Below are 14,670 nucleotides of genomic sequence, written 5' to 3'. Positions count from 1 at the left end.
CGCTGGCGCAGCGCGTCAGCCAATGGCCGGCTCCACTGCCGGCTCCACGGGCCGCAGCTTCGCACGCCCCTCCGCCAGCGCCTCGGCCGTGATGGCGGCCTTGTGGCGGTGCGCGGTCGCCGCGTCCGACAGGATCTTCCACAGCGCATCGTTGCCAGGCGACATGTGGTCCAGGATGCCGCTGGCGATCAGGTCGGCCGGGTTCTGCAAGCCCGACGTCTGCGCTCCAGGCCGCGTATAGCCCGCCCCCAGTTGCTCCAGTTCCGTGTTGGACAACGGCCGGGCCTCGCCGCCCCGGGCCGTCGATCCGTCGAAGAACTCGGGGTGGAACTGCAAGCCGATCAGCGGCGCGCGCGGCTGGGACGATTCGACCGCCATGATGGCCCGCCAGGCGGTCTCGCCCCCTTCCGAGGGAATGGTCCGGCGCAGCGAGGTGCTCAGGTGCGGCCGGCCCTCCGGTGGGTCGATCACGGCCTGGTGGTGATAGACGGCCGCGCGGATGCCTTGCAGCGCTGTGCCGAAGACGCCAACGCCGTTCTCCGCGACCTCGGTGGCCCGCGCCTGCCCGGCTTCTTCGCCCTGGTCGTTGCCGAGCGTGCGGACGCCGACCTGGTGCCCCACGTGCTGCTGCAGCGCCGCGCCGAAAAATACATTGGTCATCTGAAAGCCCCGGCAGATCGCCATCAAGGGCACGCCGCGGTGAAAGCACTGGTGCAGCAGACCCATTTCGAGCACGGACCGGCGGTAGTCGCCCTTCCAGTCCGTCTGCGGCTCGGCCTGCTGGTTGTACAGGCGGGGCGAAATATCTTCGCCGCCAGGCAGCACGACGGAGTCCACGTGCCGGGCCAGGATCTCGGCCTTGGCCAGGATCTGCGCGATCTTCGGCAGGGCTTCGGGATTCGCCAGGGCATCGATCACGAGGCGCTGCGGCAAGGATTGGTCGCTGCCCGGCTGCGAGGCCAGATGTTCGAGGTGCGCCTCGACCTCCGCATCCACCGCCTTCGCCTGCAGCGAGGCGGCCCGCATCTCGACCCGCAGAGGCAAGGTGCCCGCCACCGCCTCGAGCTTGGCAACCACGCGCGGGACGGTGATGCCCCGCGAGTCATGGGAGACCAGCGTGGCCGTGGTGGGCCGGGTGAGGCCGACGGTCGCGTCGGACACCGCGTCGATGGTGAAGCGCCCCTTCGTGCCCAGGAACAAGGTGTCGGTCAGGACGGACGGTCCTTGGGTGGCGGACGCTTCGATCCGCGTCCCCTCGGCCACCGAGGTGCTGAGGAAGTGCGTGCCGGGCATCTTCACGCCCGCGAACACGCAATCGCCCGTCAGTTGCGCATCCTCGAAACTGCAGAGGTGCAGCTCGCTGTCTTCGAAGCGAACGCCGCTCAGTTCCGCGTGCAGGAACATCGTCTCCTCGAATTCGCAGCGCTTGAAAGCGGTGTTGCGCAGCGAGGCGTCCGCCAATGACACGCTTTCGAACCGGCAGCTTTCGAACCGGCTGCCTTCGATGTGCGTGTCGGCCAGGGAGCTGGCATCAAACTGGCAGCGCTTGAAATCCACGCCCGAGAGATCCCACCCCCGCAGGGCCGGATCACCCTCGGCCCACTGCACGCCTTCCAACACGTGGGAATGGCCCGCGGCGGCCAATGCGGCCGCGAGCGACGGCTTGCTGCGGCCGGCCGCATCCGAGGCGCCCGCCGGGGCATCGGCCACGGCCTGCAGGAGCCGGTGCAGCAAGGCGGTGTCCGCAGCGCCCACGGCGAGCGGGGCCTTTGGCGGTACGGACGGGCCCGCGCCGGTCGGCAGCGCCGACAGCGGCACGCGCGATCGCACGGCCTCGGGGCCGGCGGAACGGGGCTGTCTGGCCGCCAGGTTCGGATGGCCCGAGGGCCCCGCCGCAGCGGGCCCGCTTTTGCCGATGGCCGGGGCGCCATCGGCCCCGGTGGATTCGGGCTGCCGGTGTTTCACCTCGGCAGCGTTCACTGTCACTTTCATTGGTATGCACCTCCCTGTCCGCCGGCCTCCCTGCGCGGCCCAACGCCACCAGTGGAGCCATGCCGACGGGGCGCCGATTCTGAACAGGGATCGCGCCCGCGCAAAGCGCGGATTTCGCATATCGACCAACGCAATGCGCTGGTGCCGTGCGGCAGGGAGAGCGTCAGCCCCGCAGGCGCTCGATCAGGCCGTTGAGCGCCTCGATCGAGCCGAACTGGATCGCCAGCTCGCCCATCTCCTCGGTGCGGCTGCCACGCTTGACGCGCTTTTTGACCCGCACCTCGACCTCGGCCATGAGCAGGTCGGACAGTTCCTCCTCCACCCGCTTGAGGTCGCGCGACTTGGCGTCCTTCTTGGGCTTTTGGGGCACCAGGCTGAACTCGGCGCCGATCTTCTTGACCAGGGCCTCGGCCTCGCGCACCGACAGCTTCTTGGCCGCGATCTGGTTGCCCGCCGTGATCTGCGCCGCCCGGTCCAGCGACAGCAGTGCGCGCGCATGGCCCATGTCGATGTCGCCGGCCATCAGCATCGTCTGCACCGGGTCGGCCAGGTTCAGCAGGCGCAGCAGGTTGCTGGCGGCGCTGCGCGAGCGGCCCACGGCCTGCGCGGCCTGCTCGTGCGTGAGACCGAATTCCTTGACCAGGCGCGACAGGCCCTGCGCCTCTTCGAGCGGGTTCAGGTCCTCGCGCTGGATGTTCTCGATGAGGGCCATGGCGGCGGCCGACTCGTCGGGCACGTCGCGCACCAGCACCGGCACCTCGGCCAGGCCCGCCAGCCGCGCGGCCCGAAAGCGCCGCTCGCCGGCGATGATTTCGTAGCGGCCCGCATGATCGCCCTGCGCCAGCCGGCGCACCAGGATCGGCTGCATGATGCCCTGCGCCTTGATCGACTCGGCCAGCTCGTACAGCGCGCCCTCGTCCATGCGCGTGCGGGGTTGGTACATGCCGGGCACCATGTCGGCCAGGGCCAGCGTGGTGGGGGTGCCTTCGGGCGGCGGCGGGGCGGCATCGCCCTTTTCCGCGACCTTGGGGCCCAGCAGTGCTTCCAGGCCGCGGCCGAGGCCCTTGGGTTTCTTGGTGACCATGGTGGGTGTGCTTTCTGTGTCGGTTCTCGAAGGAAGGGGGCCGGCGCGGGCAAGGGCCCTTCGGGCCGCCGGAAGAGATAAGGGGAATGCAGTCAGCGGTCGAGGATGACCAGGGTGCCGTGGCTGCCGGGCGCCACGGCGTGCGGCATGCCCGCGGGAACGATGAAGACCTCGCCGGCCTGCACCACGTGGCGGGCCCCGCCGATCTCCAGGTTCATCTGCCCTTGCAGCACCAGCAGGGCTTCGTCGAAATCGTGGACCTCGTCGGGGTAGGCCTGCGCATCCATGCGCAGCACCTTCACCTGTGCGCCCGCGGCCACGCCGCACACCTGCGACCGCCAGGCCTGGGGGGCCGAGCGCGCCAGCGCCAGCAGATCGATGGGGGCGGCCGGCGTCATGCTGCGGGCCCCGGTGCCTGCAGCAGCAGCGACTGCAGCCATGCCAGGCCCTCGGACCAGTCCCCCAGGCCCGACTCGGCATTGATGTGGCCGAGCGCGCCCGCATCGACGAAACGCGCGCCCCAGTCGCGGCCCAGCCCCTGCACGCGCTCGAAGCTGCAATAGGGGTCGTTGCGGCTGCCCACCAGCACGGCGGGGAACGGCAACGGCTGGCGCGCGATGGGGGCCCAGCCGGGCAGCAGGGGCGCGATGTCGGGGTGCTCCACGTCGCCGGGGGCCACCAGCAGCGCGCCGCGCACCCGGTGGGCGTTCTTCGAATGCGCCGCCCACCAGGCGGTGAGGATGCAGCCCAGGCTGTGCGCCACCAGCACCACGGGGCCGCCGGCGTCCACCACCACCTCTTCCAGGCGGGCAGACCAGTCGCCGCGCAGCGGGTGCATCCAGTCGTGCTGCTCCACGCGCCGGTAGCCGTGCAGGCGCTCCCAGCGGCTTTGCCAGTGGTCTTCCCCGGAGTTCTGCCAACCGGGCAGCAGCAGCACGTTGTCTGGTTTCATACTATATTTTTGATAGCAAAGAGGGCAATGAATCCGCCGGCATGAGGGCGATCTGGCACTCAAACCCGCTGCGGCCTACATGCGCTTGACGCGCTTGACCATCTCGCGGGCGAAGTCCACGAACGCCTGGCTGCCCTTGGCGGACGGATCGAACACCACGCCGGGCAGGCCGTAGCTCGGTGCCTCGGCCAGGCGCACGTTGCGCGGGATCACCGTGTTGAACACCTTGTCGCCGAAGTGGTCCTTGAGCTGCTCGCTCACCTGGCTTTGCAGCGTGATGCGCGGGTCGAACATCACGCGCAGCAGGCCGATGATCTGCAGGTCCTTGTTCAGGTTGGCGTGCACCTGCTTGATGGTGTTGACCAGGTCGGTCAGCCCCTCCAGCGCGAAATACTCGCACTGCATGGGCACGATGACGCCGTGGGCGCAGCACAGGCCGTTCAGGGTCAGCATGCTCAAGGACGGCGGGCAGTCGATGAGGATGAAGTCGTAGTCCTTGTCCACCTCGGCGAGGGCGGCCTTCAGGCGGCGCTCGCGGTGCTCCAGGGCCACCAGTTCGACCTCGGCACCGGCCAGTTCGCGGTTGGCGCCCAGCACGTGGTAGCCGCACTTTTCCGACAGCACCGCCGCCTCCTTGACCGAGGACGACTCCAGCAGCACGTCGTACACCGTCAGCTCCAGCGCGCGCTTGTCCACGCCCGAGCCCATGGTGGCATTGCCCTGCGGGTCCAGGTCGACCATCAGCACCCGCTGGCCGATCTTGGCCAGCCCCGCGGCCAGGTTGACGGAAGTGGTGGTCTTGCCCACCCCACCCTTCTGATTGGCAATGCAAAAAATCTTGGCCATGACTGCTTTCGTTTCGCGGAAATTATTTGGAGAGGGCCAGCTTGATGCCGAAGCCGATGAGGAAAACGCCGGCGATCTTCTCCAGCCCGCGCGCGACCTTCGGGTTGGCGCGCATGCGCTCGGCCAGGCGGTGGGTCAGCAGCACGACGACGAGGCCGTACAGGAAGGTGAGCACCGCGATGGTGGCCGCCATGGCGCCGAAGGTCAGCAGGCCCTGGTGGCGCGCCGGGTCCACGAACAACGGGAAGAACGCCATGTAGAACACGATGGCCTTGGGATTGAGCAGCGTGATCCACGCCGCCTGCTGGAAGTAGTGCCGGGGCTCGATGTGGAGCACCGCCTGGCCGCCGGGCCGGGCGGTCAGCATCTTGAAGCCCAGCCACGCCAGGTAGGCCGCGCCCAGCCACTGCACGGCATGGAAGGCCGCCGGGTACGAGGCCAGCAGCGCGGCGACGCCCGCCACCGCCATCCACATCAGCACCTGGTCGCCGGCCATCACGCCCAGCGTGGCGGCTAGGCCGGCGCGCACGCCGCCCTTGCTGGTGGAGGTGATGAGCGCCAGGTTGCCGGGGCCGGGAATGGCGAGGAACAACACGATGGCTGCGACGAACGCGCCGTAATCTGCTACGCCAAACATGAAAGCCCCCCGAAAACTGGAGGAGCGAGTTTAAGCGACGGCCGGCGGCGCACCCGCCGGGCGCCGCATCCAGACGATGCAGCGCTCGGCATCCAGGCCGGGCACGGCGAGAGGTTCCACGTGAAACACCTGCACGCCCGCCGGCAGCGCGGCGATCTCGTCATCGGGCCGCTTGCCCTTCATGGCCAGCCATACGGCGTGCCGTGCCATGGCGCCGCTCGACCAGGTGGTGAAGTCCGGCAGCGAGGCGAAGGCGCGGCAGCTCACCAGATCGTACGGCCCGGCCAGGGTCTCGACCCGGGCGTGGATGCCGTGCAGGTTGGGCAGGCGCAGCGTTACGGCGGCCTGCTGGATGAACGCCGCCTTCTTGGCCACGGTGTCCACGCAACTCACGTCCAGGCCAGGGCAGCAGATGGCGAACACCACGCCAGGCAACCCGCCGCCCGAGCCCACGTCCAGCAGCCGGGGCGGCAGCGCGGGGTTGGCATCCAGGTCCGCCGGCACCTGCGCCAGCTGGCGGCGCAGCGGCGGCACCGCCGCCAGGCTGTCCAGCAGGTGGTGGGTGAGCATATCCTGCGGGTCGCGCACGGCCGTCAGGTTGTAGACCTTGTTCCACTTCTGCAGCAGCGCCAGGAAATCCATCAACTGGCCGATCTGGGCGCTGCCGAGCCCCAGCCCCAGGGCCTGCGCGCCTTCGGCCAGCGTGTCCTGCAACGCCTGCGCGGTCATGCGGGCACCTCCACTGCCGCATGCGCGGTGCTGAAGCCCTTGAAACCGCCCTTCTTCAAATGCACCAGCAGCAGCGAGATCGCGGCGGGCGTCACGCCCGAGATGCGCGAGGCCTGGCCCAGGGTTTCCGGACGGTGCTTCTGCAGCTTTTGGCGCACCTCGATGGACAGGGCCGGCACCTGGAGATAGTCCAACTCGGCGGGCAGGCGCAGGGTTTCGAAATGGGCGGCGCGCTGCACTTCGTCCTTTTGTCGGTCGATGTAGCCGGAGTATTTGGCGGCGATCTCCACCTGCTCCACCACCGGGTCGGCCAGCTCACCGAGTGTTTCACGTGAAACGTCCGGCGACGCCAGCCGGCCACCGTCCATGCCCATGAGCGTGGCGTAGTCCACTTCCGGACGGCGCAACAGGTCGAACAGGTTGTATTCGTGCTCGATGGACTTGCCCAGCACCCGCGCCGATTCCTCGGCCGGCAGGCTGCGGGGGTTCACCCAGGTGGCCTTGAGACGCTCTGTTTCACGTGAAACCGCATCGCGCTTGCGGCTGAAGGCATCCCACCGCGCATCGTCCACCAGGCCCAGCTGACGACCGGCCTCGGTCAAGCGCATGTCCGCGTTGTCCTCGCGCAGCTGCAGGCGGAACTCGGCCCGGCTGGTGAACATGCGGTAGGGCTCGGTCACCCCCTTGGTGATGAGGTCGTCCACCATCACGCCCAGGTAGGCCTCGTCCCGCCGCGGCAGCCAGGTGCCGCCGAAATCGTTGGCCTCGCCCTTGATCTGGCGGCACTGCAGCGCGGCATTGATGCCGGCGAACAACCCCTGCGCCGCGGCCTCTTCATAGCCCGTGGTGCCGTTGATCTGACCGGCAAAGAACAGGCCCTGTACCTGGCGCGTCTCGAACGTGCTCTTGAGCGAGCGCGGGTCGAAGTAGTCGTACTCGATGGCGTAGCCGGGGCGCAGGATGTGCGCATTCTGCAGCCCCGCCATGCTGCGCACCAGGTCGTACTGGATGTCGAATGGCAGGCTGGTGCTGATGCCGTTGGGGTAGAACTCGTGCGTGGTCAGGCCTTCGGGCTCCAGGAAGATCTGGTGGCTGTCCTTGTCGGCGAACCGGTTGATCTTGTCTTCCACGCTCGGGCAGTAGCGCGGGCCAACGCCCTCGATCTTGCCGGTGAACATCGGGCTGCGGTCGAAGCCGCTGCGGATGATGTCGTGTGTGCGCTCGTTGGTGTGGGTCATCCAGCACGGCACCTGGCGCGGGTGCATCGCCGCACCGCCGTGCGCATGCGCCATGAAGCTGAACACCGGCACCGTGCCCTCGTTCACGCCGCCGGGCATGCCGTCCCCGGGCTGCTCCTCGCATTGGGAAAAGTCGATGCTGCGGCCGTCGATGCGCGGCGGCGTGCCGGTCTTCAGGCGCCCCTGCGGCAGCTTCAGTTCCTTCAAGCGGGCCGACAGGCTCGCGGCCGGCGGGTCGCCCGCCCGGCCGGCGGCGTAGTTGTTCAGGCCCACATGGATCTTGCCGTCCAGGAAGGTGCCGGCCGTGAGCACCACGGTGCGGCTGCGAAACCGCAGGCCCACCTGCGTGACGGCGCCCACCACGCGGTCGCCCTCGACCATCAGGTCGTCCACCGCCTGCTGGAACAGCCACAGGTTGGGCTGGTTCTCCAGCATGCGGCGGATGGCGGCCTTGTACAGGATGCGGTCGGCCTGCGCGCGCGTGGCCCGCACGGCCGGGCCCTTGGAACTGTTGAGGATGCGGAACTGGATGCCACCCTCGTCCGTGGCCAGTGCCATGGCACCGCCCAGCGCATCCACTTCCTTGACCAGATGGCCCTTGCCGATGCCGCCGATGGAGGGGTTGCAGCTCATCTGCCCCAGCGTCTCGATGTTGTGCGTGAGCAGCAGCGTGCGCTGGCCCATGCGCGCGGCGGCCAGCGCGGCCTCGGTGCCGGCATGGCCGCCACCGACGACGATGACATCAAATTCCTGGGGGTACAACATGGGACTGCTCCGGGGCCTCGCGGGGCCGTTCATCGATTCGATCGCCGCCGCAGGGCGCGGGGCGTGCCCGGCAGGAACGGCGCCGAAGGCCGGCCCTGGCAGGCTGGAAAACCCGTGATTTTCCCACTTCGGGCCCGCCCCTGCCACCGGTGCTGTTTCACGTGGAACAGGTGCCTTGCAACAACGGGTTTCTTGCAGGTTTCCTGCCCCGCCGGTGTGCTTCAATCGCGGCCATGCAAAAACTCCTCGTCTTCGCGGGCAGTACCCGCCAGCAATCGTTCAACCGCCGTCTCGCCCGCGCCACCGCCGACATCGCGCGCGATGCCGGGGCCGATGTGACGCTGCTCGAACTGTCGGACTTCGACATCCCCATGTACAACGCCGACCTGGAAGCCGCCGGCACCCCGCCCGACGTGCTGCGCCTGAAGGCCGCGCTGGATGCCCACCAGGGCTGGATCATCTGCTCGCCCGAGTACAACGGCAGCTACACCGCCCTGCTCAAGAACACCATCGACTGGGCCTCCAGCCCCGTGGCCGGCCACCCGGTGTGGAGCGACGGCACCCGCCCCTTCCGCGGCAAGGTGGTGGGCATGCTGAGCGCTTCCAACGGCGGCCTGGGCGGCCTGCGCTCGCAGAGCCACTTGGCACCCCTGCTCATCAACCTGGAGTGCTGGGTGGCCCCGCAGGCCTTCGCCCTGGGCCTGGCGGCCAGCGCCCTGGACGACCAGGGCGCCCTGGCACACGAGCCGCACCGCCAGCGCGTGCGCGCCGTGGTGGACCAGGTGCTGTGGGCGGCCGACCGGCTGGCCATGCCGGGCCTGCCCGCTTGAGGCAGGCCACCCAGGGATATGGCCCGAACGGTGCCGCACCGCAATATCCACTAGGGCATTTAGCTATTATTTCGATAGCAAATCAATGGCAGATGCAGTCGTGACGGTTTGCCGGCCCGGCTGCGGCGCCTGCTGCACGGCCCCCTCGATCACCAGCCCGATCCCCGGCATGCCCCATGGCAAGCCGGCCGGCGTACGCTGCATCCAGCTGGACGATGCGCAGCGCTGCCGCATCTTCGGCCACCCGGAGCGCCCGGCCGTGTGCGGCTCGCTGCAGCCCGAGCCGGCCATGTGCGGGCCGGACCGGGCCCACGCCCTGCACTACCTGGGCCAGCTGGAGGCGGTCACGCGCCCGGCGCCCCGGCCTTCAGCGGCCCCGGCCGCTTCCAGCTAGCATGCAGAGCTTGTCCAACACCACACCTTCGGGTCATCCATGAAGCTCTACTACAGCCCCGGCGCCTGCTCGCTCTCCCCCCACATCGCCCTGCACGAAGCGGGCCTGGCCTTCACCCCCGTGCTGGCCAGCACCAAGAGCCACAAGCTGCAGGACGGCACGGACTACTACACGATCAACCCGCTGGGCTACGTGCCCCTGCTGGAGCTGGACGACGGCACCCGCCTGCGCGAAGGCCCGGCCATCGTGCAATACATCGCCGACCAAGCCCCCCTCAAGAACCTGGCCCCCGCCAATGGCACCCTGGCCCGCTACCGCCTGCAGGAATGGCTGACTTTCATCGGCACCGAACTGCACAAGGGCTTCAGCCCCCTGTTCGGCACGTCCACGCCCGAGGAATACAAGACCACCGTGCGCGAAAAGCTCCTGTCGCGCCTGCAGTGGGTGGACAGCCAGCTCGACGGCAAGGAATGGCTCATGGGCGAGCATTTCTCGGTGGCCGACGGCTACCTGTTCACCGTCGTCGGCTGGGGCAAGGTGGTGGGCCTGGACACGTCCCACCTGACCCACCTGTCGGCCCACCACGCCCGCGTGGGCGCCCGCCCTGCGGTGCAGGCGGCCCTCAAGGCCGAAGGCCTGCTCAAGTAAGCCAGACCAACGGCGGGGGTCGGGCGTGCCTTCGGTGCCTGGATTCAGGCACGCCCCTTCCACGGCACCAGCCGCGCCTCGGCCCAGCGCACGGCCAGATCGAAGGACCAGGCCACCAGGCCGATCACCAGAATGCCCATCACCACCAGGTCGGTGCGCAGGAAGTTCGAGGCGTTGAGCACCATCTGCCCCACGCCCACGGTGGCGGCCACCATCTCCGCCGCCACCAGCGTCGTCCAGCCGAAGCCCAGGGCGATGCGCAGGCCCACCAGGATCTCCGGCAGCGCCGCCGGCACCACCACATGCCACACCACCTGCAGGCGGCTCGCGCCCAGCGAGGCCGCGGCATTGAGCTGCTCGGTGCTGGCGCTGCGCACGCCGGCCTTGGCGGCCAGGGCGATGGGCGCAAAGCACGCCAGGTAGATCAGCAGCACCTTCGACGCCTCGTCGATGCCCAGCCAGATCACGATGAGCGGCAGGTAGGCCAGGGGCGGCAGGGGCCGGTAGAACTCGATCGGCGGGTCGAACACCCCGCGCGCGATGCGGCTCACCCCCATGGCGATGCCCACGGGCACGGCCGTCACCGCGGCCAGCGCGAACGCGCCGAATACGCGCAGGGCGCTCCACTGCAGGTGCACCCACAGCGGCTCGCCACCCTGGATCCGCCCGTGCCAGGCATCGGAGAACGCCCGCGCCACGGCGCTCGGCGCCGGCAGGAACAGCGGCGGCACCCAGCGCCAGTGCGTGGCGGCCCACCACAGGGCCAGCAGCGCCACGACGCACAGGGCGCTCAAGGCCCGGCTGCTGCCCGCACCGGGCCGCAGGAAGGGCGACACGGGGCGCACCGTGGCCGGATCAGGCTCCGGGACGGGGGGCCGCAGCGCCGCGTCCTGCGGAGCCGCCGGCTGACCCATCCCCCCACCCATTCCCCCGCTCATGCCCCCGCCCCCACCGGCCCGGGCACCCCGGCCTGCGGTCCCACCCAATCCAGCACCCGCTCGCGCCAGGCGATGAAGTCCGGGCTGGATTTCACCGCGCGCGCCGCCTGGCCGCCCAAATGGGCGCGGTTGAAAGCCAGGGCCTGCTCGCGCACGATGCGGCCCGGGCGGGGCGACATCACCACCAGGCGCGAGGCGAGGAACAGCGCCTCCTCCACGTCGTGGGTGATGAAGAAAATGGTCTTGCCCGTGCGCTGCCACAGCCGCAGCACCAGTTCCTGCAGCGATTCGCGCGTGAAGGCGTCGAGCGCGCCCAACGGCTCGTCCATCAGCATCACGTCCGGGTCGCTGGCCAGCACGCGGGCAATGCCCACGCGCTGCTGCATGCCGCCCGACAGCTGCCACACGGGCGCCTGGGCGAACGCCTCCAGCCCCACCAGGGCCAGCGTCTCGGCCGCCACCGTCCGGCGCGTTCCACGTGGAACACCGCGCAGCCGCAGGCCCAGCGCCACGTTGTCGATCACGTTGAGCCAGGGCATCAGCGCATGCTTTTGGAACACCACGCCGCGCTCGGCCCCCGGCCCGCGCACCACGCGCCCGCCCAGCGCGATGTGTCCCGCCGAGGCCGGCGTGAATCCGGCAATGCAGTTGAGCAGCGTGGTCTTGCCGCAGCCCGATGCGCCCAGGGCGACGACGAGTTCGCCCGCGGCGATGTCCAGGTCCACGCCGGCGAGCGCCAGCACCGGCGCGGCCCCGCGCGCGCCGGCGTAGCGCACGCTCAGGCCGCGGATGACCAGATCGCCCGCGCCATGGGCCACGGGCGGCAAGGCCGCAGGGTCTTCGCCCGCGGCCAGCAGGCTACTTCGCACGCTGCACCCAGGTGGGGTTCACGCCCACCGAATAGTCGGGCAGCACGGCCTGGATGGTGCCCTGCTCTTTCAGGAAGACGGCCGTGGCGGCCAGCGACTGGGCCGCCACCGACTGCGCGCCGCCGCCCAGCCATTTCGGCGAGGCCTGCTCGGCCGGCGGCACGAAGGCATACAACGCCAGGCTGGCAGGCACCGTGGGCGCCTCGGCGCCGGTCCACTTGGCCACCGCCTTGACCTGGGGCGAATCGGCCGTCCAGGCGGCCTTCTGGGCCGTGTACGCGCGGTCGGCATCGGCCAGCATCTGCACGAACTGGGTCAGGAAAGCATCGTGCTCGCGCGCGAACGGCCTGGACACGGCCAGCGCGTCGAACGTGGCCTTGCCGGTCTGCGCGGCGATCTGGCCCGAGGTGGCGATCACCGTGCCGCTTTGCTTGGCCTTGGCCAGCACCGGGTCCCACACGAACGTGGCGTCGATGTCACCGCGCTCCCACGCCGCCAGGATCTCGGGCGGGCGCAGGTTCACGATCTTCACGCCCTTGGGGTCCACGCCCGCCGCCTGCAGCGCCACCAGCGTGTGGAAGTGCGTGGTCGAGACGAACGGCAGGCCGATCTTCTTGCCCTGCAAGTCCGCCAGCTGCTTCACGCCCGAGCCGTTGCGGGCCACCAGGGCCTCGGCCTCGTGGATGTCGTCCAGGATCCAGAACACCTCGATGGGCACGCCCTGCGACAGCGCCGAGGCGAACGGCGAAGACCCCGCCTCGCCGATGTGGATCGCACCGGAGGCCAGTGCGCGCACCACCTCGGCCCCGCTGCCCAGCTTGCGGTAGGTGACCTGGTAGCCCGTGCGCTTTTCGACCTCCCGGGTCTCCTGCGCATAGCGCCACGGCACGACCATGTCCTGATAGCCGATCACCACCTCCTTCTTGCCCTGCGCCCCGGCCGCCGCGCAGAACAAGGTGGCGCCCAGCAGGACGGAAAGGCCGCGCACGGCGGCCCTGCGGGTGGCGGAGAACGGGGATTGCATGAGGGGTTCCTTGGAGCAAAAGAGAGGGGCACCCGCAACGGGCAGCCCCTGGGGCGCAGAGTGCGCGGGCCGGGCCGTCGATGGGCCCTTGCACAAATTCTAGGAACCGGCCCTCGCGCCGCATGCGCCCGTTTCGCGCATCGATATCCGGAAAACGCATCAGCGCGCCGCAGCACGCCTGCGGCGCGCGGGGGCGCCACTGCCGCTAGCACAGTCGGCAAATCCTTGGGGTCGCCAGTGCACTGCAGCCTTCGGGAAATGGCGGTAAGTTCGTGTCCCTGGCTTGGAACGGGCCCGGCCCCGTGCCACCCCGGAGCCCAGGCCCCGTTTTTTCCCTGTCCCTCCAAAGAAAGCACCCTTGTCATGACGACTCTCTTCGATCCGGTCCAGGCCGGCGATCTGCACCTGGCCAACCGCATTGCCATGGCGCCGCTCACGCGCAACCGCTCGCCCGAGGCCATCCCGAAGGACATCACGGCCACCTACTACGCCCAGCGCGCCACCGCCGGCCTGCTCATCACCGAAGCCACCGCCATCAGCCACCAGGGCCAGGGCTATGCCGACGTGCCGGGCCTGTACGGCACCGAGCAACTCGATGGCTGGAAGCGCGTGACCGAGGCCGTGCACGCGCGCGGCGGCAAGATCGTGACCCAGCTGTGGCACGTGGGCCGCATCTCGCACAACGACCTGCAGCCGGACGGCGGCAAGCCCGTGGCCCCATCGGCCATCACCGCCAAGTCGAAGACCTACCTGGTGGACCGCGCGACTGGCAAGGGCCAGTTCGTGCCCACGTCCGAGCCCCGCGCGCTCGATGCGGGCGAGCTGCCCGGCATCGTGCACGACTACGCCGCCGCCGCGCGCAACGCGGTCGAGACGGCGGGCTTCGACGGCGTGGAGATCCACGGGGCCAACGGCTACCTGCTGGACCAGTTCCTCAAGACCGGCGCCAACCAGCGCACGGACGACTACGGCGGCAGCATCGAAAACCGCGCCCGCCTGCTGCTGGAGGCCACGCGCGCCGCGGTCGATGCCATCGGCGGCGGCAAGGTGGGCATCCGCCTGTCGCCCGTGACGCCGGCCAACGACATCGCCGATGCCGACCCGCAGCCCCTGTTCGACTACGTGATCCGCCAGCTCGCACCACTGGGCCTGGCCTACATCCATGTGATCGAAGGCGCCACCGGCGGCCCGCGCGAAGTGGAAGGCCGCCCCTTCGACTACGCCGCGCTCAAGGCCGCCTACCGCGCGGCCGGCGGCAAGGGCGCGTGGATGGTGAACAACGCCTACGACGGCGCCCTCGCCACCCAGGCGGTGGCCAGCGGCGATGCCGACATCGTCGCCTTCGGCAAGCCCTTCATCTCCAACCCGGACCTGGTCGAGCGCCTGCGCCAGAACGCACCGCTCAACGCATGGGACCAAAGCACGTTCTACGGCGGCGGCGAGAAGGGCTACACCGACTACCCCACGCTGGCGGAAAAGGCCGCCTGACGCGCGCCGCAGCGTAAAGTGCCCGCTGGCACGGCCCGCCACGGCTCCGAAGGCCCGGCGGGCTTTTTTTCGTCTCCCCCTTTTTTCCACGGCACTTTTCCCATGGTCATGACCCGTCCTGAATGAGGTTGACACCTTTCTGTTCATCAGAAAGGAAAGTCAAGTGGATCAATGGGTTAAGAGAACGCAGAAGGACTACACACTGGCCTTTAAGCTGGCGGTGGTGGATCAGGTAG

General features: G+C 69.5%; 15 protein-coding genes. 4 read left to right on the top strand and 11 right to left on the bottom strand.

The features are described from left to right. Nucleotides 1-15 precede the first annotated feature (15 nt). The 8 genes from AVKW3434_RS09025 to mnmG form a co-directional block, all read right to left on the bottom strand. Nucleotides 16-1,992 carry a gamma-glutamyl-gamma-aminobutyrate hydrolase family protein gene (locus AVKW3434_RS09025; RefSeq protein ID WP_284405566.1) on the bottom strand — a complete coding sequence of 659 codons (1,977 nt, stop codon included), beginning with the start codon at nucleotides 1,990-1,992 and terminating at the stop codon, nucleotides 16-18. 163 nt (nucleotides 1,993-2,155) lie between these two features. Further along, a complete protein-coding gene (locus AVKW3434_RS09020; protein ID WP_284397235.1) occupies nucleotides 2,156-3,076 on the bottom strand; it encodes a ParB/RepB/Spo0J family partition protein in 921 nt (306 codons plus the stop codon). Nucleotides 3,077-3,168: 92 nt separating this feature from the next. Next, nucleotides 3,169-3,516, bottom strand: a complete 348-nt coding sequence (locus AVKW3434_RS09015) for a cupin domain-containing protein (protein WP_284405565.1) — start codon at nucleotides 3,514-3,516, stop codon at nucleotides 3,169-3,171. Then, complete coding sequence (locus tag AVKW3434_RS09010) at nucleotides 3,471-4,028, bottom strand: RBBP9/YdeN family alpha/beta hydrolase (protein ID WP_284405564.1); 558 nt, start codon at nucleotides 4,026-4,028, stop codon at nucleotides 3,471-3,473. Before AVKW3434_RS09010 ends, AVKW3434_RS09015 begins: the two co-directional genes overlap by 46 nt. Before the next feature lie 75 nt (nucleotides 4,029-4,103). Further along, nucleotides 4,104-4,874, bottom strand: coding sequence for a ParA family protein (locus AVKW3434_RS09005; protein WP_284405563.1), 771 nt, complete (start codon nucleotides 4,872-4,874; stop codon nucleotides 4,104-4,106). Nucleotides 4,875-4,896: 22 nt separating this feature from the next. Beyond that, nucleotides 4,897-5,511 carry a LysE family transporter gene (locus AVKW3434_RS09000; RefSeq protein ID WP_284405562.1) on the bottom strand — a complete coding sequence of 205 codons (615 nt, stop codon included), beginning with the start codon at nucleotides 5,509-5,511 and terminating at the stop codon, nucleotides 4,897-4,899. Nucleotides 5,512-5,541: 30 nt separating this feature from the next. Continuing rightward, nucleotides 5,542-6,240 carry a 16S rRNA (guanine(527)-N(7))-methyltransferase RsmG gene (gene rsmG, locus AVKW3434_RS08995; protein ID WP_284405561.1) on the bottom strand — a complete coding sequence of 233 codons (699 nt, stop codon included), beginning with the start codon at nucleotides 6,238-6,240 and terminating at the stop codon, nucleotides 5,542-5,544. Next, complete coding sequence (gene mnmG, locus AVKW3434_RS08990; RefSeq protein ID WP_284405560.1) at nucleotides 6,237-8,243, bottom strand: tRNA uridine-5-carboxymethylaminomethyl(34) synthesis enzyme MnmG; 2,007 nt, start codon at nucleotides 8,241-8,243, stop codon at nucleotides 6,237-6,239. Before mnmG ends, rsmG begins: the two co-directional genes overlap by 4 nt. A 233-nt stretch (nucleotides 8,244-8,476) precedes the next feature. On the opposite strand from mnmG, the gene AVKW3434_RS08985 reads away from it, so the two are divergent. From AVKW3434_RS08985 to gstA, 3 genes are all read left to right on the top strand, one after another. After that, complete coding sequence (locus AVKW3434_RS08985; RefSeq protein ID WP_284405559.1) at nucleotides 8,477-9,073, top strand: NADPH-dependent FMN reductase; 597 nt, start codon at nucleotides 8,477-8,479, stop codon at nucleotides 9,071-9,073. Between the two features lie 85 nt (nucleotides 9,074-9,158). Then, entirely contained in the window at nucleotides 9,159-9,467 is a 309-nt protein-coding gene (locus AVKW3434_RS08980) for a YkgJ family cysteine cluster protein (protein ID WP_284405558.1), read from the top strand. 39 nt (nucleotides 9,468-9,506) lie between these two features. Further along, nucleotides 9,507-10,115 (top strand): glutathione transferase GstA, encoded by a 609-nt coding sequence (gene gstA, locus AVKW3434_RS08975; RefSeq protein WP_272566286.1) that lies wholly within the window; start codon nucleotides 9,507-9,509, stop codon nucleotides 10,113-10,115. Nucleotides 10,116-10,159: 44 nt separating this feature from the next. Here the strand turns inward: gstA and AVKW3434_RS08970 are convergent, their stop codons facing one another. Genes AVKW3434_RS08970 through tauA form a run of 3 tightly spaced genes read right to left on the bottom strand, consistent with a single transcriptional unit; the run spans nucleotide 10,160 to nucleotide 12,946 of the window. After that, nucleotides 10,160-11,029 (bottom strand): ABC transporter permease subunit, encoded by an 870-nt coding sequence (locus AVKW3434_RS08970; RefSeq protein WP_284405557.1) that lies wholly within the window; start codon nucleotides 11,027-11,029, stop codon nucleotides 10,160-10,162. A 20-nt stretch (nucleotides 11,030-11,049) separates the two neighbouring features. After that, nucleotides 11,050-11,871 carry a taurine ABC transporter ATP-binding protein gene (locus AVKW3434_RS08965; protein ID WP_502869047.1) on the bottom strand — a complete coding sequence of 274 codons (822 nt, stop codon included), beginning with the start codon at nucleotides 11,869-11,871 and terminating at the stop codon, nucleotides 11,050-11,052. Nucleotides 11,872-11,911: 40 nt separating this feature from the next. Further along, nucleotides 11,912-12,946 carry a taurine ABC transporter substrate-binding protein gene (gene tauA / locus AVKW3434_RS08960; RefSeq protein ID WP_284405556.1) on the bottom strand — a complete coding sequence of 345 codons (1,035 nt, stop codon included), beginning with the start codon at nucleotides 12,944-12,946 and terminating at the stop codon, nucleotides 11,912-11,914. Nucleotides 12,947-13,309: 363 nt separating this feature from the next. On the opposite strand from tauA, the gene AVKW3434_RS08955 reads away from it, so the two are divergent. Continuing rightward, nucleotides 13,310-14,434, top strand: a complete 1,125-nt coding sequence (locus tag AVKW3434_RS08955; RefSeq protein WP_284397273.1) for an alkene reductase — start codon at nucleotides 13,310-13,312, stop codon at nucleotides 14,432-14,434. The last annotated feature ends 236 nt before the right edge of the window (nucleotides 14,435-14,670 follow it).

The organism is Acidovorax sp. SUPP3434, from assembly GCF_030159015.1.
Lineage (GTDB): Bacteria > Pseudomonadota > Gammaproteobacteria > Burkholderiales > Burkholderiaceae_C > Paracidovorax.
This window is presented reverse-complemented; position numbering and strand designations above follow the sequence as displayed.

Coding starts and splice junctions, on each gene's coding strand:
- AVKW3434_RS09005 (WP_284405563.1), bottom strand. CDS start 4,874: ATGGCCAAGATTTTTTGCATTGCCAATCAGAAGGGTGGGGTGGGCAAG.
- AVKW3434_RS08985 (WP_284405559.1), top strand. CDS start 8,477: ATGCAAAAACTCCTCGTCTTCGCGGGCAGTACCCGCCAGCAATCGTTC.
- AVKW3434_RS08955 (WP_284397273.1), top strand. CDS start 13,310: ATGACGACTCTCTTCGATCCGGTCCAGGCCGGCGATCTGCACCTGGCC.
- AVKW3434_RS09000 (WP_284405562.1), bottom strand. CDS start 5,511: ATGTTTGGCGTAGCAGATTACGGCGCGTTCGTCGCAGCCATCGTGTTG.
- AVKW3434_RS08970 (WP_284405557.1), bottom strand. CDS start 11,029: ATGGGTCAGCCGGCGGCTCCGCAGGACGCGGCGCTGCGGCCCCCCGTC.
- gstA (WP_272566286.1), top strand. CDS start 9,507: ATGAAGCTCTACTACAGCCCCGGCGCCTGCTCGCTCTCCCCCCACATC.
- AVKW3434_RS09010 (WP_284405564.1), bottom strand. CDS start 4,028: ATGAAACCAGACAACGTGCTGCTGCTGCCCGGTTGGCAGAACTCCGGG.
- tauA (WP_284405556.1), bottom strand. CDS start 12,946: ATGCAATCCCCGTTCTCCGCCACCCGCAGGGCCGCCGTGCGCGGCCTT.
- mnmG (WP_284405560.1), bottom strand. CDS start 8,243: ATGTTGTACCCCCAGGAATTTGATGTCATCGTCGTCGGTGGCGGCCAT.
- AVKW3434_RS09020 (WP_284397235.1), bottom strand. CDS start 3,076: ATGGTCACCAAGAAACCCAAGGGCCTCGGCCGCGGCCTGGAAGCACTG.
- AVKW3434_RS09025 (WP_284405566.1), bottom strand. CDS start 1,992: ATGAAAGTGACAGTGAACGCTGCCGAGGTGAAACACCGGCAGCCCGAA.
- AVKW3434_RS08980 (WP_284405558.1), top strand. CDS start 9,159: ATGGCAGATGCAGTCGTGACGGTTTGCCGGCCCGGCTGCGGCGCCTGC.
- AVKW3434_RS09015 (WP_284405565.1), bottom strand. CDS start 3,516: ATGGCTGCAGTCGCTGCTGCTGCAGGCACCGGGGCCCGCAGCATGACG.
- rsmG (WP_284405561.1), bottom strand. CDS start 6,240: ATGACCGCGCAGGCGTTGCAGGACACGCTGGCCGAAGGCGCGCAGGCC.